23 protein-coding genes (1 of these 23 cut by a window edge) are annotated in these 25,266 nt (G+C 70.1%); 5 read left to right on the forward strand and 18 right to left on the reverse strand.

Annotated elements, in window-relative coordinates; genetic code table 11:
- The 6 genes in view from M2352_RS24960 to M2352_RS24985 are tightly spaced (at most 26 nt apart) and all read right to left on the reverse strand, a layout consistent with a single transcriptional unit that may run on beyond the window.
- Nucleotides 1-143: the 5' end (the start) of a PAS domain S-box protein gene (locus M2352_RS24960; RefSeq protein WP_264667216.1), read on the reverse strand. 1,591 nt of this gene lie to the left of the window's left edge; 143 of the gene's 1,734 nt are visible here — the first part of the coding sequence; it begins with the start codon at nucleotides 141-143; its stop codon lies off the left edge, out of view.
- Entirely contained in the window at nucleotides 144-1,958 is a 1,815-nt protein-coding gene (locus M2352_RS24965; RefSeq protein WP_264667217.1) for an ATP-binding protein, read from the reverse strand.
- On the reverse strand, nucleotides 1,955-2,974 hold the full coding sequence (locus M2352_RS24970; protein ID WP_264667218.1) for an ATP-binding SpoIIE family protein phosphatase: 1,020 nt from the start codon (nucleotides 2,972-2,974) through the stop codon (nucleotides 1,955-1,957). Before M2352_RS24970 ends, M2352_RS24965 begins: the two co-directional genes overlap by 4 nt.
- A 2-nt stretch (nucleotides 2,975-2,976) precedes the next feature.
- A complete protein-coding gene (locus M2352_RS24975; protein ID WP_264667219.1) occupies nucleotides 2,977-3,381 on the reverse strand; it encodes an anti-sigma regulatory factor in 405 nt (134 codons plus the stop codon).
- Nucleotides 3,362-3,751 carry an STAS domain-containing protein gene (locus M2352_RS24980; protein WP_264667220.1) on the reverse strand — a complete coding sequence of 130 codons (390 nt, stop codon included), beginning with the start codon at nucleotides 3,749-3,751 and terminating at the stop codon, nucleotides 3,362-3,364. The genes M2352_RS24975 and M2352_RS24980 overlap by 20 nt, the downstream gene beginning before the upstream one ends.
- 26 nt (nucleotides 3,752-3,777) lie before the next feature.
- Nucleotides 3,778-4,641 (reverse strand): STAS domain-containing protein, encoded by an 864-nt coding sequence (locus M2352_RS24985; protein ID WP_264667221.1) that lies wholly within the window; start codon nucleotides 4,639-4,641, stop codon nucleotides 3,778-3,780.
- A gap of 384 nt (nucleotides 4,642-5,025) precedes the next feature.
- Here M2352_RS24985 and M2352_RS24990 point away from each other — a divergent pair, with 384 nt between their 5' ends.
- Nucleotides 5,026-5,457, forward strand: coding sequence for a response regulator (locus M2352_RS24990; protein WP_264667222.1), 432 nt, complete (start codon nucleotides 5,026-5,028; stop codon nucleotides 5,455-5,457).
- The gene (locus M2352_RS24995; RefSeq protein WP_264667223.1) at nucleotides 5,454-6,794 is read left to right on the forward strand and encodes a diguanylate cyclase; all 1,341 of its coding nucleotides are present in this window, start codon (nucleotides 5,454-5,456) and stop codon (nucleotides 6,792-6,794) included. Before M2352_RS24990 ends, M2352_RS24995 begins: the two co-directional genes overlap by 4 nt.
- Here M2352_RS24995 and bcsN read toward each other — a convergent pair.
- From bcsN to bcsA, 5 genes are read right to left on the reverse strand one after another with little or no spacing between them, the layout of a single operon-like run.
- Nucleotides 6,772-7,491, reverse strand: a complete 720-nt coding sequence (bcsN, locus tag M2352_RS25000; protein WP_264667224.1) for a cellulose biosynthesis protein BcsN — start codon at nucleotides 7,489-7,491, stop codon at nucleotides 6,772-6,774. The genes M2352_RS24995 and bcsN overlap by 23 nt on opposite strands.
- 8 nt (nucleotides 7,492-7,499) lie before the next feature.
- Complete coding sequence (locus M2352_RS25005; RefSeq protein ID WP_264667225.1) at nucleotides 7,500-9,278, reverse strand: hypothetical protein; 1,779 nt, start codon at nucleotides 9,276-9,278, stop codon at nucleotides 7,500-7,502.
- Complete coding sequence (locus tag M2352_RS25010) at nucleotides 9,275-10,360, reverse strand: glycosyl hydrolase family 8 (RefSeq protein WP_264667226.1); 1,086 nt, start codon at nucleotides 10,358-10,360, stop codon at nucleotides 9,275-9,277. The genes M2352_RS25005 and M2352_RS25010 overlap by 4 nt, the downstream gene beginning before the upstream one ends.
- Complete coding sequence (locus M2352_RS25015; protein ID WP_264667227.1) at nucleotides 10,357-12,867, reverse strand: cellulose biosynthesis cyclic di-GMP-binding regulatory protein BcsB; 2,511 nt, start codon at nucleotides 12,865-12,867, stop codon at nucleotides 10,357-10,359. The genes M2352_RS25010 and M2352_RS25015 overlap by 4 nt, the downstream gene beginning before the upstream one ends.
- 1 nt (nucleotide 12,868) lies before the next feature.
- Nucleotides 12,869-15,163, reverse strand: coding sequence for a UDP-forming cellulose synthase catalytic subunit (bcsA, locus tag M2352_RS25020; protein WP_264667228.1), 2,295 nt, complete (start codon nucleotides 15,161-15,163; stop codon nucleotides 12,869-12,871).
- Between the two features lie 572 nt (nucleotides 15,164-15,735).
- Here bcsA and M2352_RS25025 point away from each other — a divergent pair.
- A complete protein-coding gene (locus M2352_RS25025; protein WP_264667229.1) occupies nucleotides 15,736-16,101 on the forward strand; it encodes a VanZ family protein in 366 nt (121 codons plus the stop codon).
- 3 nt (nucleotides 16,102-16,104) lie between these two features.
- Here M2352_RS25025 and fghA read toward each other — a convergent pair whose 3' ends face one another.
- Nucleotides 16,105-16,953: an S-formylglutathione hydrolase gene (gene fghA, locus M2352_RS25030; RefSeq protein ID WP_319802071.1), complete on the reverse strand. Its 849-nt coding sequence runs from the start codon at nucleotides 16,951-16,953 to the stop codon at nucleotides 16,105-16,107.
- Between the two features lie 118 nt (nucleotides 16,954-17,071).
- Nucleotides 17,072-18,187 carry an S-(hydroxymethyl)glutathione dehydrogenase/class III alcohol dehydrogenase gene (locus tag M2352_RS25035; protein ID WP_264667365.1) on the reverse strand — a complete coding sequence of 372 codons (1,116 nt, stop codon included), beginning with the start codon at nucleotides 18,185-18,187 and terminating at the stop codon, nucleotides 17,072-17,074.
- Between the two features lie 129 nt (nucleotides 18,188-18,316).
- Between M2352_RS25035 and M2352_RS25040 the strand changes: the two genes are divergently transcribed.
- Both M2352_RS25040 and M2352_RS25045 read left to right on the forward strand, forming a co-directional pair.
- Nucleotides 18,317-19,204 carry a LysR family transcriptional regulator gene (locus M2352_RS25040; RefSeq protein ID WP_264667230.1) on the forward strand — a complete coding sequence of 296 codons (888 nt, stop codon included), beginning with the start codon at nucleotides 18,317-18,319 and terminating at the stop codon, nucleotides 19,202-19,204.
- A 28-nt stretch (nucleotides 19,205-19,232) separates the two neighbouring features.
- On the forward strand, nucleotides 19,233-19,688 hold the full coding sequence (locus tag M2352_RS25045) for a YaiI/YqxD family protein (RefSeq protein WP_264667231.1): 456 nt from the start codon (nucleotides 19,233-19,235) through the stop codon (nucleotides 19,686-19,688).
- A 4-nt stretch (nucleotides 19,689-19,692) separates the two neighbouring features.
- Here the strand turns inward: M2352_RS25045 and M2352_RS25050 are convergent, their stop codons facing one another.
- The 5 genes from M2352_RS25050 to M2352_RS25070 all read right to left on the reverse strand — a co-directional run bounded on the left by M2352_RS25050 (nucleotide 19,693) and on the right by M2352_RS25070 (nucleotide 25,186).
- Nucleotides 19,693-20,229, reverse strand: coding sequence for a hypothetical protein (locus M2352_RS25050; protein WP_264667232.1), 537 nt, complete (start codon nucleotides 20,227-20,229; stop codon nucleotides 19,693-19,695).
- A gap of 11 nt (nucleotides 20,230-20,240) precedes the next feature.
- Entirely contained in the window at nucleotides 20,241-20,693 is a 453-nt protein-coding gene (locus M2352_RS25055) for a hypothetical protein (protein ID WP_264667233.1), read from the reverse strand.
- Nucleotides 20,694-20,822: 129 nt separating this feature from the next.
- Nucleotides 20,823-23,483, reverse strand: coding sequence for a hybrid sensor histidine kinase/response regulator (locus tag M2352_RS25060; RefSeq protein WP_264667234.1), 2,661 nt, complete (start codon nucleotides 23,481-23,483; stop codon nucleotides 20,823-20,825).
- Nucleotides 23,484-23,485: 2 nt separating this feature from the next.
- Nucleotides 23,486-24,772 carry a nitric oxide-sensing protein NosP gene (gene nosP, locus M2352_RS25065; protein ID WP_264667235.1) on the reverse strand — a complete coding sequence of 429 codons (1,287 nt, stop codon included), beginning with the start codon at nucleotides 24,770-24,772 and terminating at the stop codon, nucleotides 23,486-23,488.
- 36 nt (nucleotides 24,773-24,808) lie between these two features.
- Nucleotides 24,809-25,186 carry a DUF779 domain-containing protein gene (locus M2352_RS25070; protein ID WP_264667236.1) on the reverse strand — a complete coding sequence of 126 codons (378 nt, stop codon included), beginning with the start codon at nucleotides 25,184-25,186 and terminating at the stop codon, nucleotides 24,809-24,811.
- Nucleotides 25,187-25,266 lie beyond the last annotated feature (80 nt).

Genomic DNA, 25,266 nt, shown 5'->3' on the forward strand with positions numbered 1-25,266 from the left:
AGGGTTTCCTGCCCCGTCTGCGCCTCCACCACCGTGAAGCCGGCACGCATCAGGATGCGCGTGCGGGCGTAGCGCATGGCGTCGGTGTCATCGACGTTCAGGATGGTGGCGGCGGAAAGGCCGGGTGCTTGGGTTTTGCTCATTCACGGGCTCTCCGCCGCGGCTGTGCGCAATCCAGGAAGATGGGCGTTCAGGACATCACCCACCGCATCCCGCGACAGGGCACCTTTGGACAGAATGGTGCGGGCATGGGCCAACCGCAACCGGTCCTCGTCCGTCAGCAGCGACGAAGAAACGACGACGACGGGAATATCGCGTGTCTCCGGCTGGGCCGCCAGCCGCTCCAACGCGGCGAAACCGTTCATCCGCGGCATTTGCAGGTCGAGGAGGATCAGGCCGGGGCGCAGATCCACCGCCCGGCGCACCCCCTCCTCCCCGTCGCATGCCTCGGCCACGTCCAGGGCATAGCCGCTGACCAGCCGGCGGAAGACATAGCGGAACGTGTCCTCGTCGTCGATGACCAGCAGGCACGGGCGGGAACCGCCGTCCACCACAACCGGCGCCCCGGTTCCGCCGCCATCGGCCGGCCATACCGCGGGAATGGTCAGGGTAAAGGCCGAACCGGCCCCCACCACGCTTTCCACCGTGATCTCGCCCCCCAGCAGTTCGGCCAGCTTGCGCGACAGCGGCAACCCCAGCCCGGTGCCCTTGGCCCGGCGCTGAAGGGGGTTGTGGATCTGGGAGAATTCTTCGAACACGCGGGAAATGTCGTCGGGGGCGATGCCGATGCCGGTGTCGCGCACGCTGAAGGCGATGCGCCCGTCCGGTCCGGCCACGCGGGCGGACACCCGCACCTCCCCCCGTTCGGTGAACTTCAGCGCGTTGGAGATGAAGTTGCGCAGGATCTGCGCGACCTTGCCCTCGTCCGTGCGCAAGGGCGGCAGGTGGTGGGCGTCCTCGAACACCAACTCCACCGGACCGGCCGCCGCCAGGGGGCGGAGCACGCCGCGCAGGCCCCCCAGCAACCCGTCGGCGGTGAAGGGGGCGGGCAGGATGTCCACCTTGCCCGCTTCCACCTTGGCCAGATCCAGCAGGTCGTTCACCATGTCCACAAGCTGGGTCGCGGATTTGTGGATCAACTGAATCTGCTTTTCCTGCTCCACCGTCAGGTCGCCGTCGGTGCGGTCCAGCAGCAGCCGGGCCAGCGCCATCACCGAATTCAGCGGCGTGCGGAATTCGTGGCTCATGTTGGACAGGAAACGGCTTTTCAACTCGCTGGCCTGGCGCAACTGTTCGGCCTTGTCCTCCAGCTCGCCGTAAAGGGCGACGACGCCGCGGTTGGTGTCTTCCAGCTCCGCGTTCAGTTGCGACAACTCGTCCTGGCGGCTGCGCAGCACCTCCAGCGTGTCGAGAAGCTCGCGGTTCTGCTCACGCATGGCGGTCAGGCTGTCGAACCGCGCCTCCCCCGCCAGCAGCCCGGCGATCTCCGCCAGCCGGGTGCGGGTGACGGGCAGCGCGTGGCGGGGCAGCGGCTTGTCCATGGTCACGGCGGTGCCCCGCCCCGGCGCCGTGGCGATGGCGACCCCCTCCATCAGCCGGCGGGCGCCGGTGATGCCCAGCCCCATGCCGGTGGCGGAGTGGTAGCGCCCCTCCAGAATGGCATCGAGCGCCGCGATCCCCGGCCCGTGGTCGGTCACGCGGATGCGGTAGCGCTGGGGAACCGTGGCATTGTCGAGCGCGAAGTCCACCCGCCCGCCGCCGGCATAGCCAAAGGCGTTGCGGGCGATTTCCGACACCGCCGTGGCGATGCGGGTCTGGTCCTGGGCGTCGAAACCGAACAGCTCGGCCAGACGCCGGGCGCGCTGGCGCACCGCCACCACGTCGTCCTCCCGCTCCAGCGACACGCTGACCACGGGCCACAGACCGACGGAGGGCGGGCATTCCGGGGCGGGGATCATGGAAGCCCCCGTGCCGCCAGGACGGTCACGTCGTCACGCCCGCGGTCGAAATCGCGGACCAGCACCCCGGCCAGCAGCGCGGGGTCGCGCACCGCCAGCCCGGGATAGGCGTCCAGCGACCACCCGCTTCCCAGACCGTCGGAATGCAGGATCACCAGGGGCGTACCGGCGAAGGGATAGGTGAATTCCTGAATCCGGCGCGCCGACAGCCCGGCGGTGCCGTTGTGCGATACCATCTTCTGCACCCGCCCGTCCGACACCAGCACGCCGGTGATGTTGCCGATGCCGCAATAGGAGACGGTGCCCGCCCCATGGTCCACCCGTGCCACCGCCACCGCCGCTCCGCGGGTGGCGCGCAGCCCGTCGTGAATGGCCTGGACGATGGCGCCCGCCGGCTCCCCCCGGTTCCGGTGCAGCAGGCGCATGGCCGCCGCCGCCGCGTCGGCGGCCAGCGGCCCGTGCCCCAGCCCGTCGGCCACCATCAGCACGGTGACGTCGGTGAACACGGTTTCCGTGGCCCAGCCGTCGCCGCACGCCTCTTCCCCCGGCATGGCCGCCTGGATCACGCCCACATCCATCAGCGGGACCGGGCGCGGCATGGGGGACAGAACCGGCATCAGGGCCGGGGCGGCGGCGATGCGGGCCAGCACCGCCGTGCCGGCACCGGGCTGGGACCACACATCCATGACCGTCGATTGCCGGGCCACGGCGCCCAGCCCGTTGCCGGCGGTTCCGGCGGTGGAATAGCCGTCGCGGCGGCATTGCTGCACGTCACGCATGCCGGGACCGCGGTCCAGCGCCAGAATCTCCACCGCCGGACCGGCGGCCCCTTCCGTCTGCCCCACCAGCATGCGCCCCCCGCCGGCGTGGCGCAGCAGATTGGTGGCAAGCTCGGTGGCGACGATGGCGACGCGGCCGCTGTCGGTGGACGAAAAGCCCAGCCGCCCGGCCACCGCCACCGCGGTGCGGCGGGCCTCGGCGATCTGGCTGGAGTCTTCGACGCGCACGGACTGCATGGTCATTTCCAACGCGCAATCATGATTTTTGTGCCCCGCCCCACCACCGAGCTTATGCTGAACTCCTCCACCAGCCGTTTGGCGCCGCCCAGGCCGTGGCCCAGCCCCCCCCCGGTGGTGAAGCCGTCCTTCATGGCCTGCTCGATGTCGGGAATACCCGGCCCCTGGTCCTCGAAGGTGATGCGCAGCCCCTTGCGCGGCCCCATCACCAGCACCTCCACCCGTGCGGTGCCGCCGCCGCCGTATTCCAAGGCGTTGCGGGCCAGTTCACTGGTTGCGGTGACGATCTTGGTCTGGTCCACCAGCCCCAGACCGATTTCCACCGCCCGCGTGCGCACGTGCTGACGCACGCGCACCACGTCTTCGGACAGGCGGATGGGCAGGGTTTCATCCTTGATGGTCGCCATCGCCCGACCCTGGCATGTCCACACTGCGGCGCAGAAGCTCCATCCCCTTTTCCACGTTCAGCGCCGTGCGGATGCCGTTCAGGGTCAGACCCAGTTCAACCAGGGTGATGGCCACCGCCGGGCGCATCCCCACCACCACCGTTTCGGCATCCAGAACGCGGGAGATGCCGGCGATGCTGTCCAGCATCCGGCCAATAAAGGAATCGACGATTTCCAGGGACGAAATGTCGATCAGCACCCCCCGCGCCCCGGTTTCGACAATGCGGTTGGTCAGATCCTCCTGCAACGCCAGCGCCAGACGGTCGTGCATGTCCACCTGAATGGTGACCAGCAGCGTCCATCCCATCTTCAGGATCGGTATCCGGTCCATGGGCAATCCTCCCCGTTCCGGCCCGGTCAGCCGCGGACGGCGGTGCGGTCGGCGACCGTCCGGCCCGTGCGCAGCAGGGCCAGGGCGAAGGCATCGGCCATGGTCGCCTTGGACGTCACGTTCAGCTCAACCCCAAGGTGCACCATGGTCTGGGCGATCTGCGGACGCACGCCGCTGATGATGCAATCGGCCCCCATCAGCCGGGCGGCGGCGATGGTCTTCAGCAGGTGCTGGGCCACCAGCGTATCGACGGTGGGAACGCCGGTGATGTCGATGATGGCGATCTCCGCGGAATGATCGACGATGCTCTGCAACAGGTTTTCCATCACCACCTGGGTGCGTGAGCTGTCCAGCGTGCCGATCAGGGGCAGGGCCAGGATGCCCTGCCACAGCTTGACCACGGGCGTGGAAAGCTCGGCGATTTCCTGCTGCTGGCGGATGATCACCGCCTCCCGGCTCTGCTGGAACACGTCCATGGTGAACAGGCCCAGCGCGTCGAGCAGCCGGTTCAGCGCCCACAGAGCGTCCGCCGCCCGGTCCTTGTCGCCCTCCTGCCGCGCGATGTCGAACAGCGGCTGCTTGAGGGACAGGACGAACGTGGCGGTTTCGGTGGGGGAAAAGCCCATCAGCGCCCGGCTGCGGGAAATGTCGCCCAGCACCTCGCGCACCCGGGAATAGTCGGGCGCGCCGATGTCGCTGATGTTCCCCTCGGCGATGGCTTGGCGCAGGGCGTCAAGGAAGCCATGGCACTGCACCTGAAGTTCGCTGTCGCGGATGCGCCCGGCGGCGGAGGTTTCCCCCTGGATCAGCAAAGACAGCCACTGTTTCAGGATTTCCGTCTGATGCTGCTGGATCATGGCGGAGATGGTGTGGGCGGTGGCGTCGGTCATCGGGGCCTGTCCTTGGGGGGAAACACACGTTCGGTTGATAAGGGAAGCGCCCCGGCTCCGCAATCAGACGAACCGCTTTAGGTTGTTCTTTCGGCATAGATGAAAAGGTTCCCCCCATGGCAAAAGCCCTACCCAACCTCTGGGTAGGACAGACCGGCCAACCGCACCGTTTCCGGCTATGCCCCTCCGTACCGTGCGGTTTTGCCGCCTGCCCGCAGAGTCGGGCTTGCGAAGCCTCCCAAGATCGCCCAGCATCGGCTATACACCCGTGCGGGCCGGAAAAGCCGGCGGCATGGCCGCGCCTGACGGTCCCCGGGCCGAAACGGGATGGCGGCTACGGTGGATTTTGGCGGTGCTGACCGACACCCCGATGGGAGAAAGCCTGTGAGCGCCGCCCTTCCCCATATCCTTCTGGTGGACGACGATGCCGCCGACGCCAAGCTGACCCGCTGGGCGCTGAGCCAGGACGGGCCGCCCTGCTGCGTCGCCCACGTCTTCGACGGGGCGGAGGCGCTGGCCTTCCTGCGGCGCCAGCCCCCGTTCGAGGATGCCGCCCGGCCCGATCTGGTTCTGCTGGACCTGAACATGCCGCGGATGGACGGGCGGCAGGTGTTGGCCGCCATCAAGAACGACGAAGGGTTGAAAACGATCCCCGTGGTGGTTTTGACCAGTTCCGCCATGGACCGCGACGTCAACGACAGCTATCTCCTTGGGGCCAACAGCGTCATCACCAAGCCCATGGACATCGACACCTTCCTCGACGCCGCCCGCAGCCTCAAAACCTATTGGTTCTCGTCGGTCAGGCTGCCGCAATGACGACGCCCATCCCCTGCGCCCCCACCACCCCCATGGCGCTGCCGCTGCCCCATGTCCGCATCCTGCTGGTGGAGGACGACGACGCCGACGCCGGGCTGGTGCGCCATGGGCTGAAGCCGTTCGCCACCCGTTTCACCCTGGCCCATTGCACCACCCTGGGCGCGGCGGAGGCGTGGCTGCAGGCCAACGGCTGCGACGTGGTGCTGCTGGACCTGACCCTGCCGGACAGCAGCGGCTTCGCCACCGTGCGCCGCATGCGCGCCGCCGCCCCCACCCTGCCGCTGATCGTGCTGACCGGCTTCGACAACGAACAGGTGGCGCTGCAGGCGGTGGAGGCCGGCACCCAGGACTATCTGGTCAAGGGGCAGGCGGACGGGCCGGTGATGTGGCGGTCGATCCAGCACGCCATCGCCCGCAAGCGGCTGGAAGAGGAACTGCGCCTGTCGGAGGAACGGCTCCAGGGGATCATCACGCTGGCCCAGGACGCCATCATCACCGCCGACCACGGCATGCGCATCGTGCTGTTCAACCCGGCGGCGGAACAGCTTTTCGGCTACAGCGCCGACACCATCCGCGGCCAGCCGCTCGACCGGCTGCTGCCGCCGGAGGTGCGGTCCAGCCACGCCGCCCACATGCGCGCCTTCGAACGCTCATCCGACACGTCGCGCCCCATGTCAGCGCGGCAGGAGGTGTACGGCATCACCGCCAGCGGCGGCCGCTTCCCCGCCGAGGTGTCGATCGCCAAGCTGCTGCATTCCGGCGGCACCCTCTACACCGCCATCGTCCGCGACATCAGCGAGCGGCTGCGGGTGGAGAACGAGTTGCGCCGGCTGGCCACCACCGATTCCCTGACCGGCCTGCCCAACCGCCGCCAGTTCCTGGCGGTGGGAGAGACGGAGCTGGCACGGCTCCACCGCTACGCCCGCCCGCTGGGGGTGCTGATGATGGACGTGGACCATTTCAAGGCGATCAACGACACCCACGGCCACGCCGCCGGGGATCAGGCGCTGATCACCCTGGCCGCTGTCTGCCGGGAGGAACTGCGGGACACCGATCATCTGGGCCGGCTGGGGGGGGAGGAATTCGCCATCCTGCTGCCCGAAACCCCCCTGCCCCGCGCGGTGGAGGTGGCGGAGCGGCTGCGCCAGCGGCTGGGGTCGGTTTTCGTGAAGCGTCCGGGCGGCGGGTCGTTCCGTTTCACCGTCAGCATCGGCGTCACCGACGGGCGGCACGGCGACCGCACCATCGAGCGCGCCCTGGCCCGCGCCGACCACGCGCTTTATCAGGCCAAGCACAGCGGCCGGAACCGCGTCATCACCAGCGACGATCCGGCGTAGCAAGGGTGGCGGCCTCCGCATCCAGCACCGTCTCGCCCAGCCGCAGGCCCAGGCGGTCGAAGGGCTGGAGCAGGGGACGGGGGTCGGCGCCGGGAGCGCACACCCGCCATTCCAGCCGCACCGCCTCCACCCGCTGGGGCAGGATGCGGCCGTGGTCGGTCACCAGTTGCCACGCCAGCACGCACACCGAACCGGCGCCCGCGTCGTCCACCCCCGACGCCACGGCGTAGTCGTAATCGCCATAGCGGTTGCGCCGCGCCCCGTCGGCCACCTTCACGTCCATGCCGGGGAATTCCTTCTCCAGCGTCTCGGCCAGCGTCTCGCTGGTGTAGAGCGGCACGGGGAAGGGGCGCTCGGGCGGAACCAACGCGTCGAACAGGTTGTCGGGCACCGCCTGCACGTCCAGCGACAGACGGTTTTCCCCCGGCAGCACCGAGGCGTTGCTGAGCACGACGGCATAGGAACGATAGACCGGCCCCACGGCCCGCGACCGTGCCGCCACCACCGACACCGGCGCCCCCGCCGGCAGCACCACCGGCAGGTCGGGGGCCGCCACCCGCTGCCACGGGGTGGGCAGGTTGCCGGTGTAGCGGGGCATATAGCCACCGCAGCCGGCCAGCCCCGCCACCAGCCCCGCCCACACCAGCATCCCCCCCACCCTGGCCCGCCGCCGGGGCGCTTCCTGCACACAGGTCATGCTGTTCCTCACCAGTCGCGGTACATGGTCTTGCGGGCGATGGTCACGCCCTCGCGGGATTCCGGGGTGCTCAGCCGGTCGTCGATGCTCTTGAACTGCTCGTACGCCTCGGGAATGCGGTGCAGATTATAGAGCGCCCACCCGCGCAGGATACCCAGATTGCGCGGTTCCGGCTCGATCTCCCGGCGGGCGTCGAGAAGGCGCAGGGTGTCGTAATAGCGCCTGTCCTCCAGCGCCCGGTTGGCCTCCGTCGCCAGCAGGCTGGCGCGGATCTCCGCCCGGTGGGCGGGGGACAGGGGCAGGTTGGGCAGGTCGCGGGCCAGCGCCGCCGTATCCCCCGCCGCCAGACGGGCCACCGCCTGGCCATAGGCCGCCTCCTCGGCGTTCTTGCCGGCGGCTTCCGCCGCCCGGCCGCCGCCGGCCGCCGTGCCCCCCTTGGCCCCGGCCCCGCGCAGCCGTTCGGCGTCGGCGAAGGCGGCCTCCGCCTCCGACGGGCGGCCCAGCTCGATCAGGCACCAGCCGCGCTGCTGCGACAGGGCGGCGGTCATGCCACCCTTGGCCGCCATGGCCTGGATGGCCGTCAGGCAGGCGGAATAGTCCCGTTTCGCCAAGGCACGGTCCAGCGGGCTCGGCCCCTGGGGCGGCCCGCCGCCAGCACCGCCGCCGCGCCCGGCGGGGCGCTCCACCGCCAGGACGGCCTTGTCCACGCGGGCCGAGCGGCCACGCCAGGGCTTGGCCGCCTCCAGCGCCTTGTCCCGCTCGCCGAGGCCGGCGTGGGCCAGGATCAGCCCCTCCGCCGCGCGGTCGGACGGCGACCACTGGTTGGCCTGGGCGAACCACTCCTGGGCCTGCCGGTACTGCTTGCGCTGCTGGAAATACCAGCCCAGCGTCATGGCGCCGTCGGCGTCCTGGCGCCCGCGCACGGTGCTTTCCAGCCGGGCGATGTCCTCGGGGGACAGGGCGCCGCCCTTGCCGGTGCCGGCCCGTTCCAGCAGGCGGCCGGTCTCAAGCTCCCCCTGCACCCGGCTGACGACCGAGTAATCCTCCCCCGCCGCCGGGTTGGCGGTGGTGGCCAGCGCGGTCAGGTCGCGCAGTTGCTCCGGCGTCAGATAGCGCGATGCCTTATAAAGAGTGTCGCGCCGCTCCGCCGCCTTGGGGCAGTCGGTCACCAGCGTGCGGTAGAGGGCGAAGGCGCGGTCGGCCTGCTTCAGCTCGCCATAGGCTTCGGCCAAACGCCACGCGTTGTCCAGCCGGGCGCACGACACCACCTCGGGCCGGGCCTTGGCGATGTCGGTCACCTCCTGCCACAGGCGGGCGTCGCTGGCCTGACGCAGGCGGGCGGCGTCCTCCGCCAGATCCAGCTCCTGAAGCAGCTTGGCCGAGGGCTGCCACGCCGGGGTCTGGCGCCGCTGTTCGGCGATGGCGGCGCGGGCCTGCGCCATCTGCCCCTCGGCCATCAGCTTCCAGAACGGGCTTTCGTCCACCCCCGGCGTCTGGGCTTGGGGCGTGAACAGATCCTTGGGCGGCTCCCATGTGGGATCGAGCGCCCGCAGACGGGCGATTTCCGCCTCCAGCCGCTCCACGTCGCCGATGCGGGCGTAATGGCGCAGCGCCGTTTCGTCGATCTTGGCCGGGGCGGTGGCGGACCCGCTGCCGGGGGCGGGGTTGACGTCCACCGTCACGCCGGGGGCCAAGGCCCGCCCGCCCGCCGGCTGCTGCGCAACGGCGCCACCCGCGGATGCGAGCACAAGGGCCAGAACGGGCAAAAGGGTCCGGGTCAGCGTCATGGGCGGATGTCTTGCGGCTCGATCCCCAGGCTCTGCCCAGCCAGGGCCGCCAGATGGAACAGGGTTGTGGAATAGTAATCCTCGTCCGCACCCAGCGGGGGCACGGTCACGGCGTTGCCCGCCGCCGCCATGCGGCAGGCCAGGCGGTACACCGCCAGCATGCCGGTGGACGCCGGAACCTGCCCCGTCACCCCGCCGGGCAGCGACACCGTGGCCGGCACCGGCCCGCCGCCGCCGCGCGCCGCCAGGGCGGCATAGGGCCGGAAATAATAGGGGTCGGCATACCCGTCCCACGCCAGATAGAGCGGCACCCGCACGGCATCGTAGCCGTACTGCTTGCGGAACCCCTCCGCCGGGACCACGCCGCCCTTGGCATCGAGAAGCGCCCAGTCGGGGGGAAGCTGCAACAGGCCGAACCGCGCCTTGGCCAGCAGCACCAGCCCCGAATCGGCCACCCGCTTCCACACCGCGCCCCCCGGCAGCGCGGCGAAGGCGCGCAGCGCCGGGAACACCCAGTAGCTGGGATTGACCACCACCGCATCGCCACGGCGGAAGCCGTCGCGCCCGGGCAGCAGCACGGTCAGACCCGCCTGCTCCACCACCACCGCGGCGGCCAGGGCCTGGAGAACCGCCACGGCGGCGGTGCGGTATTCCTCCACCCGCCACGCCTCGGCCCCGCACAAAAGCGCCCACGCGATCAGGATATCCCCGTCGGAGGCGTTGTTGCGGTCGGTCACCCCCTCCCCCGGCACCCAGCGCCACGCGACGAGGCCGTCGTCGCGGACCATCAGCGTGCGGCGGGTCCAGGCCCACAGGGACTCGAAGGTGGTGCGGTCGCCCGCCGCCACCGCCAGCAGCATGCCGTACCCCTGGCCTTCGGAATGGCTGACATCCTTGTTGCCGGTGTCGGTCACCCGCCCGTCGGCCTGGACGAAGCGCTGGACGTAGGCGCGCCACGCCCCCCCGTCCAGGCTGGCCGGACGCCCGGCGCCGGCCCGCAGGGCGGCGCGCAGCGGCCCGGTTCCCAGTCCCAGCACCAGCCCGGCGGCACCGCCGGTGCGCAGCAGGTCGCGGCGCTTCATCGGCCCTCCCGATCCTCGTGGCCCCGCTTCAGCAGCAGGTGCATGGACACCGCCAGCACCACCGCCGCCCCCAGCAGCAGCGCGAACAGGATCTCGATCCGCTGGGACAGGGTGCGGGCCAGGATAAGGATCAGATTGCCGACGTCCAGGGGATTGAGAATCACCTGGAACGGCTGGGGCGGGGACAACGACGTCACCGCCGGGGCGGCACTGGTCCACAAGGTGGCGCCGCCGCGCAGCCGGTCCCACACACCGGCCTGGGCAAAGCTCTGCATCGCCCGCGCCATGGCCCGCGGCTCCGGCGCCGTCAGCACGGTCCAGGCGGCGTCCTCCCCGCCGGGCGCACGGAACTGCAGCAGCGCCGCTTCGGGCAGGATGTCGGCGTTCAGGGTCTGGCTGGCCACGTCCGCCGCGGTTTCCGGCGCGGTCCAGCGGGTGACGGCGGCGGTTACCCGCGCCAGGATGCGGGTGATCCAGTCGGGCACCAGATCGGCCACCGGGCTGATCTTCTGCGCATCGGCCAGTTGCTGCCAGCGGCTGCGGGAATCGGGCGCGGCGGCCACCGGCTGCGCCTGTACCGGCCCGGCCAGCGACCGCGGCGACGGGCTGATGCCGGTGCCCGTGCGCCCGGCCCACGCCGCGCGCAGCCGGTCCGCCAGCGCCCGCCGGTCCACCGCCGCCATGGAATCGCCGTTCATGCCCGCCTGGGCCATCAGCCCGCCCGCTTCCAGGAGCCCGGCCAGCTGGTCGGCGGTCAGAGCCGCCCCGGCAAACGCCGATTGCGGCAGCCCGCCCACCGGACCGACGATGACGGCGTTGCCGGCGGGCGGCCCGTTCCACGCGGTCAGCGGCACCGGGTAGAGCAGCGACTCCGCCGCCTGCGCCATGCGGGCCGTCAGGGTCCAGGCAGCGCCGAACCACACCGGATCCTTGCCCATGACCAGAAGCGAAAACGGCTCCACCCCCCGCCCCGGCACCGGGCCATAGGGAAAGCCGGTGCGCGCCGTGGCGTCCAGCGCCGGCAATGTGACCGTGCGGGCGAAGCCGGGGATCTCGATTTCCGAGGAACCGTCGAGCGTGAACACGGGCCGGCGCACGGCGAACACGCAATCGGTGCCCCCGGCGGGCGGCATTTCCGCGTTCACCTCGATCACGTTGAGGCCGGCCTGAAACAGGCCCATGGGCAGCGGCATTTCCCCCCGGCGGATCAGGCCGGACGAGCGCTTGTCCACCTCCAGCGACGCCGCCGGGCGGCCGTTGACCCGCACGTTCAGCACCGCACCGGGTCCGAGATCCCCTTCGAACGCCGCGTTCACCCGCAAGATCATGGAACGGTCGGGCACCGGGGCATAGCCCACCGGCAGCCGCAGCGGAATCTGCCCATGGTAGCGGTAGCCGGTGTGGGACACCGACGCGAACCCCAGGTCGGACAGGCGGTGGCGCCCCTCCCCCACCGGGGGCAGGGCCGGCGGCTCCGGCCGCACGGTGGCCGGAGCGTCGCCCACCGCCATGGTCTGGGGCGGCAGCGGGCGCGTGGGATCGGTCAGGCGGCGGACCGCCTGGTCCACCTCCGCCGGGGTGCGGCCCGACACCACGGCCACGAAGCCGCCGGCACCCGCCGGCCCCCCGGCGGGGTAGATCGCCAGAAACGGCCCCGCGATCATGGAGGTGCGCGACTCGCCCAGGAACGGCGCCACCTCGTCGCGGGTGCCGATCAGGATGTTCTTGCCGCCGGGCAGAACCGCCCCGTCCAGGGACGGCGGCATGGGGGCCGCCGCCACCACGGGCGCGCGCTCGTCCAGCACCAGCCCGTAGAACCCGGCCACCAGGGCGCCCCACCCCAGATGGTCGGGGCCGGGAAGCGGGCCGGGGGTCAGGATGGTCAACGGTTCCGCCAGCCGGTCGGCGGCGGCCAGCAGCGGGCGCAGCATCGCCAGATCGGGGACCGGCGGCGGATCGCCGCTGACCAGCACCAGGGACGAATCCGCCAGCCGGATCTTGGTCCACAGATCATAGGTGCCGCGCACCGAGCAGATCGCCCGGTGCTGCGCCTGCGCCCGGATGGCGATGCGGTTTTCCCCCGGACGGATCAGGTCGGGGGGCAGGGTCACCGCCGCGTTCACCGGCCCCTTGAAAGCCGACAGCGGCAGCTCGGCCACCGGCACACCGTTGATCAGCAGCGTCAGCCCGCCCTTTTCCGGCAGGATGTCGATGCTGTTCTCGTACCCGATGGTCAGGACGACCGAACTCAGATGTCCCACCGGCGGCAGGGTCAGCGGCAGGGTGAGGGTGTCGTCCTCCCCGCTCAGCAGCACGTCCGCCGGGTTGCCCGCCGGGGCCGCCCCGGTTCCGGCGGCGGGAGCGGGGGCGACGGCGGGACGCAAGGACGCCAGAGGAACGACCCGCCGCCCGGCCTCCGCCGCGGCGTCCCCTGCCGCCCCCATGCCGGCAGCGGCCAGCACCAGCCCGGCCAGCGCACCCCGCCAGCGCCCGCGAAGCCCGCCCATCTCACAGCCCCCGGAAGGTCAGCATCCGGCCCAGCGCACCGGGCAGCGCCACCAGCACATGCCCCAGCCGGGGCAGAACCCGCGTGGCGAAGAACAGGAAACCGCCCAGGAAGGTGGGCGCCCCGCCGCGCTTGGCGCCCAGCCAATCATCCCATTCGCCGCTGTCGCCAAAGACGAAACGGGCGATTTCGGTGGTGTCCTGGCGGCCGCGGGGGGCGAAGCCGGCCCCGACCACCAGATCCCCGCCCTGCTTTTCCACGCGCAGAATCCTCACGCCGGTGGACACGGGCGCGCCGGCCCCCTCGTCCTCGCCGGGGTGGATGGCCAGCACCGGCATATCGGTCATGGACGGGTCCAGCCGGCCCATATGCTGGGCCAGCACCCGCAGGCCCACCCCGCCCGCCGACACGTCGGTCAGGGTGGCGTCGATCACCGCCCCGTCGGCAAAGGCCAGGGTGGCCGGGCGCTCGACCCCGAACCGTTCCTGCCGGCGCACGCGCTTGCGCTCGTACACCACGGCCAGCCCGCCCAGCGCCAGGATCAGGCTGAGCAGGTTCCACACCGCCACCGGCACGATGGCCATGCGGTGCTCGGGGAACAGCGCGTAGCGGTAGGCGCACAGCCCCAGCCCCACCGCCAGGAGGAAGGTGGTGACGATGAACGGCCCGGCCAGGGGGGAAAAGCCGTCGCGGTCCACCGACTGCCCCTTGGCCGTCACCTTGAACACCGGGTTGCGGGGCCGCAGGATGGTGGCGATGGCCGCCCGCGATACATGGAACGACTGGAGGTATTCGTAGAGTTCCGAGAACAGCGGCCAGCGCATGCGCCCGTGCAGCATCTGCGCCAGATAGGCGGCGGCCACCACGTGCGGCACCACGAAACAGGCGAAATCGGCCAGATTGACCCGGTAGATCTCCAGCCCGAACAGCGCGTAGCACAGCGGCGCCAGCAGGAACACCGGGCGCCAGAACCAGAAGAACCAATAGAGCATGGTGGACAGGTAGCACAGCCGCTGCGGCAGGGTCAGGCCGCGCTTGAGCAGCGGGTTCTTCAGCAGGAAAAGCTGGATCATCCCCTGCGTCCACCGCGACCGCTGGGCGATGAAGGAATCGAAGGTTTCCGGCTGCAGCCCGGCGATCAGGGGCCGGGGCAGATAGACGCTGTGCCAGCCGCGGGAATGCAGCTCCAGCGCCGTCTCGCAATCCTCGGTCACCGTTTCGCCGGCGATGCCCCCCACCTCTTCCAGCGCCCGGCGGCTGAGCAGGGCGGCGGACCCGCAGAAGAACGAGCCGTTCCAGCGGTCCAGCCCCGGCTGGATCGAGTAATAGAACATCTCGTTCTCGCTGGGCATGCGCTCGAACGTGCCCAGGTTGTATTCCACGGGATCGGGATTGACGAAGAAGTGCGGCGTCTGCACCAGGAACAGCCGCGGATCCTGCTGGAAGAATCCCGCCGTGCAGCGCAGGAAATCCACCGTCGGCACGTGATCGGCGTCGAGGATCAGCACCAGATCGCCGCGGGTGCGGTGGAAGGCGTGGTTCAGGTTGCCGGCCTTGGCGTGCTCGTTGCGCGGACGGGTCATGTAGGTGACGCCCAGCCGCTCGCAGAGCGCCGTCAGCACCCGCCGCCGCTCCAGCGCCGCCGCGGCGGCCACCGGGTTGGCCTGCGACACCTTGGCGTCGGTGCCGCCGTCGTCCAGAAGATAAACGGTGAGCTTGTCGCGCGGATAATCGATGGACACCGCCGCCGCCAGGGTGGTTTCCAGCAGTTCGGGGTCTTCGTTGTACGAGGGCACGAACACGTCCACGCTGGGCCACGTCTCCGGCTCCCCCGTGGGGGCGCAGGGTTCGCGCTTCATCGGGTCGATGATGACGAACAGCGACGTCAGGAACAGCACGAACGACATGCTTTCCGCGATGAACAGCGTGATGCCGGGGATGAAGTCCACCAGATCGTCCACCGGCGGCAGCGTGCCCGTGACCCGCCAGAACAGATAGCGGAACGACACGAACGCCAGCAGCAGCACCGTGATGGTGCGCGCGTGCCACGACCGTTGCGCCAGCCGCGCCAGCACGAAGGCCACGGCAACAACGGAAATGGAGATGGCCGCGCTGACCTCCCGCCCCACGGGCAGAGCCGCCAGCGCCAAAAACGTGAGCGACGACAAAAGAAGGACAACCCAAAGGATCAGGCGCTGAACATTAAAACCGCGCCGTCGGCTGGGTTTCACTTTGCTGCTTTGAGGCCGGCTGTTCCGATCAAGCGCAAAAGCGGTCGTCTCATTAATATCGCGCATAGGCGTCCAATCAAAAGCAGCCAGACCGTCTTAATCTATGCTCGCCTGGGTCGCAAGCTTTTATGATAAAATCTCACGGCAGAAATACCCCTTCCCCTGCCTTGACGTCAGCCTCTGCGGCACTCCGCCGCGGCAGGCCGTGTAAAAAGGACAAACAATCGGCTTTTACCTCCGTCTTGCGATTTTAAGAGGTAATTACTACCCTTTGTCACACCCTTTGGTGCCTGTGACAAGAAAATGAATATTACCTTTCATTAACAATGAAACCGCCATATGAGGGTTTCCGGCCTCACGGGAATGCCTCCCCCACATCCCATGATAGAGAAGTATTGGCGAAAATGTTCTTTTCCGATTTTCTTAATTTATATGAGGAAAACACATACCGTGCCCTATCGTCTCTTCATTGCCGGGCCGTGCGGTCCGCTGGAGGGGACATGAAGCGACTCGGGCCAAGCGGCGCCCACCCGTCCGCGTCAGCCGGCGGGGGCAATCTGGGTAAACCTCTGGCCCGCCCGGCGTTGCAGGCCGATGTGTGGCGGACGCCATTCTCCCAACGGCAAGGACCGAACACCGTGACGTTCTTCACATCCCGCCCTTTGCTTGCGTTCTGGTGCCTGGCCCTGGCGCTCACCGCGGTTCTGGGCCTGACGGCGGCGGCAGCCCCGCCTACGCAGCATCATGTGGACAAGCTCATTCACATGACCGTCTTCGGCGGTCTGGCCGCGGTGCCGGTGGCGGGGTTCCGCAACCGCGTCTGGGCGCTGGGGGCGGCCCTGGCGCTGATCCCCTTCGGCGGGCTGATCGAGTTGGGGCAGGAGCTGGTTCCGGGACGAACCGGGTCGCTGGGCGACGCGGCGGCCAACACGCTGGGGGTGCTGGCGGGGATCGCGGCCGGGTGGGTGCTCCGCCGCCTGCGGAACCGGCCACAGGCGGCGTGAGCCTCAACCGTTCAGAAAACCGGCGTGATGGCGCAGGTGATCGTCGATGAAGCTGGCGATGAAGAAATAGCTGTGGTCATAGCCCGGCTGCATGCGCAGGGTCAGCGGATGCCCGGCGGCCTTCGCCGCCTGCTCCAGAGCGCCGGGACGAAGCTGGCTGTCGAGAAAGCTGTCCTTGTCCCCCTGGTCCACCAGGATCGGCAGCCGTTCCGCAGCCCCGGCGATCAGGGCGCAGGCATCCCAGTCCCGCCACGTCTGCCGATCCGGCCCCAGATAGCGCCCGAACGCCTTTTCCCCCCACGGCACCGCCATCGGGTTGACGATGGGGGCGAAGGCCGACACCGAGCGGTAGCGCCCCGGATTGCGCAGGGCGCACACCAGCGCCCCATGCCCGCCCATGGAATGGCCCGACACCCCGCGCCGGTCCGACACCGGGAAGGCCGCCTCCACCAGCGCCGGCAGATCATGCACCACATAGTCGTGCATCCGGTAATGCCGCGCCCACGGATCCTGCGTGGCGTTGACGTAGAAGCCGGCGCCCAGCCCGAAATCCCACGCCCCGTCCGGGTCGCCCGGCACGTCCGGTCCCCGCGGGCTGGTGTCGGGGGCGACGATGGCGATGCCCAGATCGGCGGCGGCGCGCATGGCGCCGGCCTTCTGCATGAAGTTCTCGTCGGTACAGGTCAGCCCCGACAGCCAATAGAGCACCGGCACCCGCCGCCCCTCCCCCGCCTGCGGCGGCAGGAACACGGCAAAGGTCATGGTGCCGCCGGTGACGGCGGATGCGTGGCGGTAGCGCTTGTGCCAGCCGCCGAAGCACTTGTTTTCCGAGACGATGGTCAGGGTGTCCATACGTTCCTCTCGTGCTGCGCAGCAGGCTGCCGCCCGCACTCCCAGTTTTTTAAAAAGCTGATGGGTCCGGGAAGCTGTGCTTCCCGGATGGGGCCTGGGGCGGCAGCCCCAGCGCGCCTTACTGGTTGTAGAGGATGACCGACCGGATGCTCTTGCCCTCGTGCATCAGATCGAAGGCGTGGTTGATATCCTCCAGCCCCATGGTGTGGGTGATGAAGGTGTCCAACTCGAACTCGCCGCGCAGATAGCGTTCCACGTATTCCGGCAGTTCCGAGCGCCCGCGCACACCCCCGAACGCCGAGCCGCGCCACACCCGCCCGGTGACGAGCTGGAACGGACGGGTGCTGATCTCCTCCCCCGCACCGGCGACACCGATGATGACCGACTCGCCCCAGCCCTTGTGGCAGCATTCCAGGGCGGCGCGCATGACCTTCACGTTGCCGATGCACTCGAACGAGTAATCGACGCCGCCGTCGGTCATCTCCACCAGAACCTCCTGGATCGGGCGGTCATAGTCCTGGGGGTTGACGACATCGGTGGCGCCGAGCTGGCGGGCGATCTCGAACTTCGACGGGTTGATGTCGATGCCGATGATGCGCGACGCCTTGGCCATGGTGGCGCCGATGATGGCCGACAGGCCGATGCCGCCCAGGCCGAAGATGGCGACGGTGGCGCCCGGCTCCACCTTGGCGGTGTTCATGACGGCACCGATGCCGGTGGTGACGCCGCAGCCCAGCAGGCAGACCTTTTCCAGCGGGGCTTCCTTGTTGATCTTCGCCACCGCGATTTCCGGCAGCACCGTGTATTCGGAGAACGTCGAGGTGCCCATGTAATGGAACACCTCCTTGCCGCCCACGCTGAAGCGGGTGGTGCCGTCGGGCATCAGCCCCTTGCCCTGGGTGGCGCGGATGGCCTGGCACAGGTTGGTCTTGCCCGACAGGCAGAATTTGCATTTCCCGCATTCAGGCGTGTAGAGCGGGATCACATGATCGCCCACCGCGACCGAGGTCACGCCCGGCCCCACCTCTTCCACCACCCCGGCGCCTTCGTGGCCGAGGATGCAGGGGAACACCCCCTCGGAATCCGCCCCCGACAGGGTGTAGGCGTCGGTGTGGCACACGCCGGTGGCGACGAGGCGGACCAGCACCTCCCCCGCCTTGGGCGGAGCGATCCGCACCTGTTCGATCTGCAGCGGCTTCTTGGCTTCCCAGGCCACGGCGGCGCGCGACGTAATCATCCCCGTCCCCTTCCATCCCGTTGGTTCGTAGCAAGAAACGCCACCCTATCACCACCGCCGCCGTTGACAATCCGGCGGAGGTGAAGAGGATTATTGCACCAATGGGATAATCGCCGGACAGACCGCATGAGCCAGTGGGACGGGATCGACGAATTCGTGGCGGTGGCCGACACCGGCAGCTTCACCGCCGCCGCCCGGCGGCTGCGCCTGTCCTCCTCCCAGCTCAGCCGCACCATCGCGGCGCTGGAGGACCGTCTGGGCGCGCGCCTGTTCTACCGCACCACCCGCAAGGTGACGCTGACCGAGGCCGGCGGCGTGCTGCTGGGCCACTGCCGCCGGCTGGTGGAGGAACGGGACGAGGCGCTGCTGGCCGTCCGCGATCTGCAAGGAGAGCCCAAGGGGCTGCTGCGCCTGACCAGCGCCGTGGCCTATGGCGAACGGTTCGTGGTGCCGCTGGTCAACGACTTCATCGCCCGCTACCCCAGCCTCAGCGTCAGCATCGAGTTGACCAACCGCACGCTGGATCTGGTGCACGAGGGGGTGGATCTGGCGGTACGGCTGGGACGGCTCAGCGATTCCAGCCTGGTGGCGACCCGGCTGGCCCCGCGGGAGATGCACCTGTGCGCCGCCCCCTGCTACCTTGAACGCTACGGCACGCCCCACACGCTGTCGGAGCTGGAGGGGCACGCCTGCCTGACCGGCACGGCGGATGCCTGGACCTTCATGCGCGACGGGCGGGAATGGCCGTTCGCGCCCAAGGGGCGCTGGCGCTGCAACAGCGGCACGGCGGTGCTGGACGCGGCCCTGCGCGGGTTCGGCCTGTGCCAGTTGCCCGACTATTACGTGCGCGAGCCGGTGGCCGACGGGCGGCTGGTGTCGCTGCTGCCGGCCCACCGCCCGCCCAACACGGCGGTGTGGGCGGTCTATCCCCAGCGCCGCCACCTGTCGCCCAAGGTGCGGCTGCTGATCGAGCATCTGCGCGACGGTCTGGCGGCCCGGCCCGAATACCAATAACCTCCCCCCGGTCAACAAGGGATCGGACATGACCGAAATTTATGTGGACGCCGACGCCTGCCCGGTGCGTGACGAGGTGTTCCGGGTGGCCGAACGCCACGGGGTGGCGGTGCATCTGGTGACCAACGGCACCATGCGCCCGCCGTCATACCCGCTGGCCCGCATCGTGCTGGTGCCGCAGGGGGCGGACGCCGCCGACGACTGGATCGCCGAGCATATCCAGCAGGGCGACCTGTGCGTCACCGCCGACATCCCCCTGGCCGCCCGCTGCCTGGAACGCAAGGCGCGGGCGCTGTCGCCCACCGGACGGCCCTTCACCGCCGACAACATCGGGCAGGCGCTGGCCATGCGGGAACTGTCGCGCCACCTGCGCGAGACCGGCGCCATCACCGGCGGCCCGCCGCCCCTGGGCAAGGCCGACCGCTCCCACTTCCTCAACGCGCTGGAAACGGCGCTGCAGGCCATCCGCCGCCTGGGGGCGTAAGGGGTTATTGCAGAACCGGCAACGCCGTCCTGCCCTTCAGCGGTGGGGCGTAGGACGGGGCGGTGTAGACGGGAATCACCATGGGAAGCGGGTACGGCGTCGCCCCCGCCGGAATGCCGGCGGCGGGCGGGACGGCCGGGACCGGATCCGGTGCCGCCCCTGGCAACGCCACCACGGGCGACGCCGGGATGGGAGCGTTCTGGGCAGCCCCCCGCGGCGTCAGGGGCACCGGCCCGCCGGACCCGGTGCGGGCGGCGGGGGCAGCCGGGGGCGAAGCCGGTGCCGGTCCGGGGGCGAAGCCGGGCGCGGGTGCCCCCACGGGCACCATGGACGGCGGCGCCCCCAGGCTGCCGGCGCGGGCGGCGGTGGGGGCCAGCGGCACCATGTTTCCCACCGGCATGGCGGGGGTGGCGACGCCGGGAACGGTGTAGGCCACGGGGCTGGGTTCCACCATCACCACCATGGGATTGCGGGCGGGGGTGCAGGCCGTCACGCCCAGCACCAGAACCACCAGCCCGCCCATCATCATCCGATCGCGCATCGCGCCCATCCTCATCGCGGTGCCTCCACCGGGGTCATCCGCCCGTCACTGTACACCATCCGCGGCAGCACCGTAACGCGGTCCACGGGCGTGCCGATGAAGCTGGGGTAATAGGGGTTGGGATCGTACGACATGCGCAGCAACGTGCCCTTGTCGTCGAAGTAAAGGCTGATGGACGATACCAGCTCGCTGCGCACGGTGCCGTTGGGGAACCGGGTTTCCGCCTGGATGGCGCGGAACGGATAGCGGTAGGTCACCACCGTCAGCCGGCTGTAGCGGTCGAACCGCGGCCCCGGATCGGGATGCCCCAGCATGGCCCGGATATCGTCGTACCGGGCGTTGAGCGCAAAGGCATAGGCCGGGACGATCCGCACCGCCACCGGCGGCGGTTCCGGCGGCGGCACGGCACAACCGCCCGCCGTCAGGACCAGCATGACCGCCGCCGCCCGCATGAGCCTCTTCACACCAGCCCCCGCCATCCCGTTCCGCCCGCGGTTCCCGCGTCCCGACTCTTACACACCCCGCGGCGGGCGCGCAACGCAGGCCCAGGCACCCGCCGCCCTTTGTCACGGGCGGAAGCCGGCGGGAGAACGTCAGGGGCCGGCCCCCTTGCCCGGCAGCAGCCCCGACAGCACGGCGCGCAATTGCGCCGGCTTCACCGGCTTGTTCAGCACATGGCAGCCGCACTCCCGCGCCTCGTCCGCCAATTCGGCGGTGCGGTTGGCGGTGACCAGCACCGCCGGCACCGGCTCCCCGCACGCCCGGCGCAGGCGGGCGATCTCGTGGGTGCCCAGCGCCCCGTCGTCCAGGTGGTAATCGGCGATCAGCACGTCGGGGGGCGTGTCCCACACCGCCAGCCGCCCTTCGGCCTCGGCGCCCGAGGTGGCGGATTCCACCGCACAGCCCCAGCCGCGCAAGAGCGCCTCCATCCCCGCCACCACCGCCGGCTCGTTGTCCAGCACCAGCACCCGCGCGCCGGCCAGCCGGTCGCCGGCCGTGCGCGCCACCGGCGGCACGGCGCGGGCGATGCGCCGTTCGGTGCCCCGCGGCACCGTCACCGCGAACACCGACCCGAACCCGACCCGCGACTGCACGGCGATGGGGTGGTCCAGCATGCGCGCCACCCGGTCCACGATGGCCAGCCCCAGCCCCATGCCGCGGTCGCGCCCGTTGGGGCCGGGGGTGTCCAGCCGGCGGAACTCCTGGAAGATCTCGGCCTGCTTGTCGGGGGGAATGCCGGGGCCGGTGTCCCACACCTCGATCCGCACGCCGTCGCCGGCGCGGCGGCAGCCCACCAGCACCCGCGCCCGTCCGCCCGCGTCCCCACGGGTGTAGCGCAGCGCGTTGGACAGGAAGTTCTGCACGATCCGGCGCAGGAGACGCATGTCCGACCGCACCACGGCGCCCGAGGCCACCACCGTCAGGTCGATGCCCCGTTCGGCGGCCACCGGCGCGTATTCGGTGGCCAGCGGCGCCAGCACGCCGCGCAGAGGGAAATCGGTCACCTCCGGCGTCACCGCCCCGGCGTCGAGCTTGGAGATGTCCAGCAGCGTGGACAGCAGATCCTCCACCGAGGCCAGGGCGAGGTCGATGTTGTGGACCAGCCCGGCGTTGGCTTCCGGCTGCTCCAGATCCGACAGCGCCGACACGAACAGCCGCGCGGCGTTCAGCGGCTGCAACAGGTCGTGGCTGGCCGCGGCCAGGAAGCGCGTCTTGGACAGGTTGGCCTGTTCGGCGTCGGCCTTGGCCAGCCGCAGGGCGGCTTCCGCCGCCACGCGCTCGCGCACCTCCTGCTGCAATTGGGCGTTCAGTTGCGTCAGTTCGGCGGTGCGCTCGATCACCCGGCGCTCCAGGCTGTCGCGGGCGTCCTCCAGCGCCTGGGCCACCCGGCGGCGCTCGGTGATGTCGTGGATCAGGGCGAAGAAGCCCATCACCTCCCGCTGCGGCCCGAAATGGGGGATGTAGGAGGCGACGGCGAAACGCATCTCGCCCCCCTCCCCCGCCAGTTCCAGCTCGAAGGTGACGTCCTCGCCCGCCAGCACCCGCTCCACATAGGGGCGGCGGATGGCGTAATCCGCCTCCCCCAGCAGCGAGGGCATGGTGTGGCCGATGATGGTTTCCCGCGGACGCTTGAACCACGCCTCATAGGCATGGTTGACGAAACGGTAGCAGCGGCCGGCGTCCACATAGGCAATCTGGGCCGGCACCGCGTCGGTCACCAGACGGATGCGCCGCTCGCCGTCGCGCAGGGCCTCTTCGGTGCGCTTCCTCTGGGTGATGTCGGTGAAGGTGATGACGAAACCGCCGCCCGGCATGGGGTTGCGCCGCACCTCCAGCACCGTGCCGTCCAGCCAGGGCTGTTCGCCCTCCCCCGTCCGCCGCAGCATGCCGGCCAGCGCCAGCCCGCGGTTGCCCTGGGCCAGCGCGTGATCCATCAGGTCGCCGAAGCGCGCCCCCGGCGCCGCCGCGTCCGCCGGCAGCCGCAGCAGTTCGGTAAAACGCCCGTTCCACGCCACCATGTCCTGATCGGCGTCGAACACCACCACCCCTTGCGCGATGTTGTCCAGCGTGGCCTGGAGCAGCGCCGATTTCTCCGCCAGTTCCCGTTCGCGGCGGCGGGCCTCGTGCTCCTTCAGGTCGGTGATGTCGGTGTAGACGCCGACGATGCCGCCGTCACGGGTGCGCCGCTCGTTCACCTGCACCCACCGCCCGTCGGCCAGCCGGTTGATGAAGGGGCCGGTCAGGTCGTGGCGGTGGTTCAGCCGTTCCTGGAGCCATTGATGCGGGTGGGGGTCGAGCACCCCGTGCGCCTCGGCCACCATGGCGACCAGGGCCGTGAAGGGCAGCCCCGGCAGGATCTTTTGCGACACCGACGCCGGCCAATAGGACAGGTATTTGCGGTTGCACAGCACCAGCCGGTCGTCGGCGTCGAACAGGGCGAAGCCCTCGCTCACCGACTCGATGGCTTCCGACAGGCGGGTGCGCATGGTCTCCGCCAGTTCCTTGGCGCGGGCCAGATCGCGGTTCGACACCTCCAGCTCGCGCAGGGCGCGTTCCAGTTCCAGCGTGCGTTCGCGGATCTTGTGCTCCAGCACGATGGCGGTCTGGAACAGGGAGAAGGCGCCGCCCTGGAAATCCATGGACCGTTCCACGCGGTCCATCAGCACCTTGTTGATGCGGCGCAGCTTGGCGTTTTCCCGCTCCAATGCTGCGATGCGCTGGGAATCGTCGGGGATGGGGGTGCTCGAATCCATGCTCACCGCCTTCCGATCGCAACGCCGGTGAAGGTCTGGTTGACGTGCATGCCGTTGATCTGCTCGCCGTAGGCGCAAAAGCCGATGACCCGGTGGGCGGTCAGCCGCTCGGCCATGGCCGGGGCCAGCCCGCGCTGCTCCATCTCCAGCCGGCGCAGGATGCAGTCGCAGCCCAAAATCAGGTCGGGCGGGCCGATTTCCGCCTCGATCCCCTCCATCAGCGCTTCCATGTTGAACAGCGGGTCCACCCCCTCGGCCACCGTCAGCACGATGCCTTCGTCGATGGCGCAGAAGAAGGTGAGGCTTTCGTCCTCGTTCACCTTCTGGATGGAACGCACATGGTACTGCCCGCCCACCCGCACCACCACCGGGTGGGCGGCGAAGATCATCGGCGTCAGCGGCTGCCCCTCCAGCCCCACCAGGCGTGCGTATTCCGGCCCCGCCGGTTCGGCGTTGATCTCCGACACGATGCGCCGCTGGGGATCGGCGCCGGTCACCACCATCTTGCGCTCGGAACTGACGAAATGCTGGGTGCGGAACACGGTGAAGGGGCGGGCGGTGGTGAACAGCGCCACCACCGCGGCGTTGGCGTGGAACCGCCCCTCATGCAGGACGAACGTCTGTTCGAAGCGCAGGTCGTCGCCCGCCGACGCACCGAACAGCGGAATGTCGATCAGCGCGTTGTGCAGCGCGCTGACCACCGTCTCCTCGCTCATGGACAGGCCGTCGATCAGCAGCATGGCGAAGCTGTCCTGCCCCTCCATGGGGCGGGCGCGTTCGGCCAGCGCCCGGTCGCGGGCGGTCAGCAGGGTGCGGGCGACGGTGGTGCTGTCGGCCACCTCGAACCGCCCGATATCGTCCATGCGGGCGGTGACGACGCTGAAATCCTCCGCCGGGAAACCCACCCCCACCAGGGCGCCCGACAGATAGCCGCACGGCCCGATCTCCCCCGCCGTGGTGCAGCCGATCACCGGCACCGTGCCGAAGCGTTCGGCGAGCGCCGCCGCCAGCACCGTGCGGTCGAAGCTGGGAGAGCAGAAGACCACCACCGCCTCCAGCCCCGGCCGCCACAGGGCGGCATGCAGTTCGCGCGCCGCCGTGCGCGGGTCGCCGGCCAGCGACACCGCCTGGGGCAAGGGGGCGGTGCCCCCGCCGGGTGCGCCGGCCTTGGCCGCCGGCGGGGCTGCTGGAGCCATGGCACCATCCTCGGTCTGGGAATCCTTCTGTGCCAAAGTACTCCAGGGATGGCGGCGGGCAAGGCCGATCCGGTGCAGGGGGGATTCGACCATCGTCTTACGGCACCTTTGTCTGCGGGGCGGAGGGTATCAGGCCAGCGCCGGCCTGGGGCGCGCCACGTCGGGCAACTCGGCGTCGGTGAACAGGCGGGCGCGGGCGATGAACCGCACCCCGTCCGGTGCTTCCAGCGAAAAGCCGCCGCTGCGCGATTCGACCACATCCAGCAACACCTGACTGTGCTCCCAATAGGCGAACACATCGTCGGCCATGTAGAAGGGGGCGCCCTCCGCCTCCCCCACCCGCAGGTCGCGCCCGCCCAGCCGGAAGCCGTCCGCCGGCAGGCACAGGGGGGCGGAGCCGTCGCAACAGCCCCCCGACAGGTGGAAGATCAACGGCCCATGCACCGCGGACAGCCGGCCGATCAGGGCGGCGGCGGCTGGGCTGACGGTCACGCGCGCAATGGTCATGGGATGGCTCTCCATACGGTGGTGCCGGGAAGAACAGCAAAAAAAGCCGGGGGCTGTGCGCCCCCGGCTAAGTCTCACCC

This window comes from Azospirillum fermentarium, assembly GCF_025961205.1.
GTDB lineage: Bacteria > Pseudomonadota > Alphaproteobacteria > Azospirillales > Azospirillaceae > Azospirillum > Azospirillum fermentarium.

Coding starts and splice junctions, on each gene's coding strand:
- M2352_RS24995 (WP_264667223.1), top strand. CDS start 5,454: ATGACGACGCCCATCCCCTGCGCCCCCACCACCCCCATGGCGCTGCCG.
- M2352_RS25010 (WP_264667226.1), bottom strand. CDS start 10,360: ATGAAGCGCCGCGACCTGCTGCGCACCGGCGGTGCCGCCGGGCTGGTG.
- fghA (WP_319802071.1), bottom strand. CDS start 16,953: ATGGACACCCTGACCATCGTCTCGGAAAACAAGTGCTTCGGCGGCTGG.
- M2352_RS25040 (WP_264667230.1), top strand. CDS start 18,317: ATGAGCCAGTGGGACGGGATCGACGAATTCGTGGCGGTGGCCGACACC.
- M2352_RS25050 (WP_264667232.1), bottom strand. CDS start 20,229: ATGCGCGATCGGATGATGATGGGCGGGCTGGTGGTTCTGGTGCTGGGC.
- bcsN (WP_264667224.1), bottom strand. CDS start 7,491: ATGACCTGTGTGCAGGAAGCGCCCCGGCGGCGGGCCAGGGTGGGGGGG.
- M2352_RS24985 (WP_264667221.1), bottom strand. CDS start 4,641: ATGACCGACGCCACCGCCCACACCATCTCCGCCATGATCCAGCAGCAT.
- M2352_RS25015 (WP_264667227.1), bottom strand. CDS start 12,867: ATGGGCGGGCTTCGCGGGCGCTGGCGGGGTGCGCTGGCCGGGCTGGTG.
- M2352_RS24980 (WP_264667220.1), bottom strand. CDS start 3,751: ATGGACCGGATACCGATCCTGAAGATGGGATGGACGCTGCTGGTCACC.
- bcsA (WP_264667228.1), bottom strand. CDS start 15,163: ATGCGCGATATTAATGAGACGACCGCTTTTGCGCTTGATCGGAACAGC.
- M2352_RS25060 (WP_264667234.1), bottom strand. CDS start 23,483: ATGGATTCGAGCACCCCCATCCCCGACGATTCCCAGCGCATCGCAGCA.
- nosP (WP_264667235.1), bottom strand. CDS start 24,772: ATGGTCGAATCCCCCCTGCACCGGATCGGCCTTGCCCGCCGCCATCCC.
- M2352_RS25005 (WP_264667225.1), bottom strand. CDS start 9,278: ATGACGCTGACCCGGACCCTTTTGCCCGTTCTGGCCCTTGTGCTCGCA.
- M2352_RS24975 (WP_264667219.1), bottom strand. CDS start 3,381: ATGGCGACCATCAAGGATGAAACCCTGCCCATCCGCCTGTCCGAAGAC.
- M2352_RS24965 (WP_264667217.1), bottom strand. CDS start 1,958: ATGATCCCCGCCCCGGAATGCCCGCCCTCCGTCGGTCTGTGGCCCGTG.
- M2352_RS25045 (WP_264667231.1), top strand. CDS start 19,233: ATGACCGAAATTTATGTGGACGCCGACGCCTGCCCGGTGCGTGACGAG.
- M2352_RS25070 (WP_264667236.1), bottom strand. CDS start 25,186: ATGACCATTGCGCGCGTGACCGTCAGCCCAGCCGCCGCCGCCCTGATC.
- M2352_RS24970 (WP_264667218.1), bottom strand. CDS start 2,974: ATGCAGTCCGTGCGCGTCGAAGACTCCAGCCAGATCGCCGAGGCCCGC.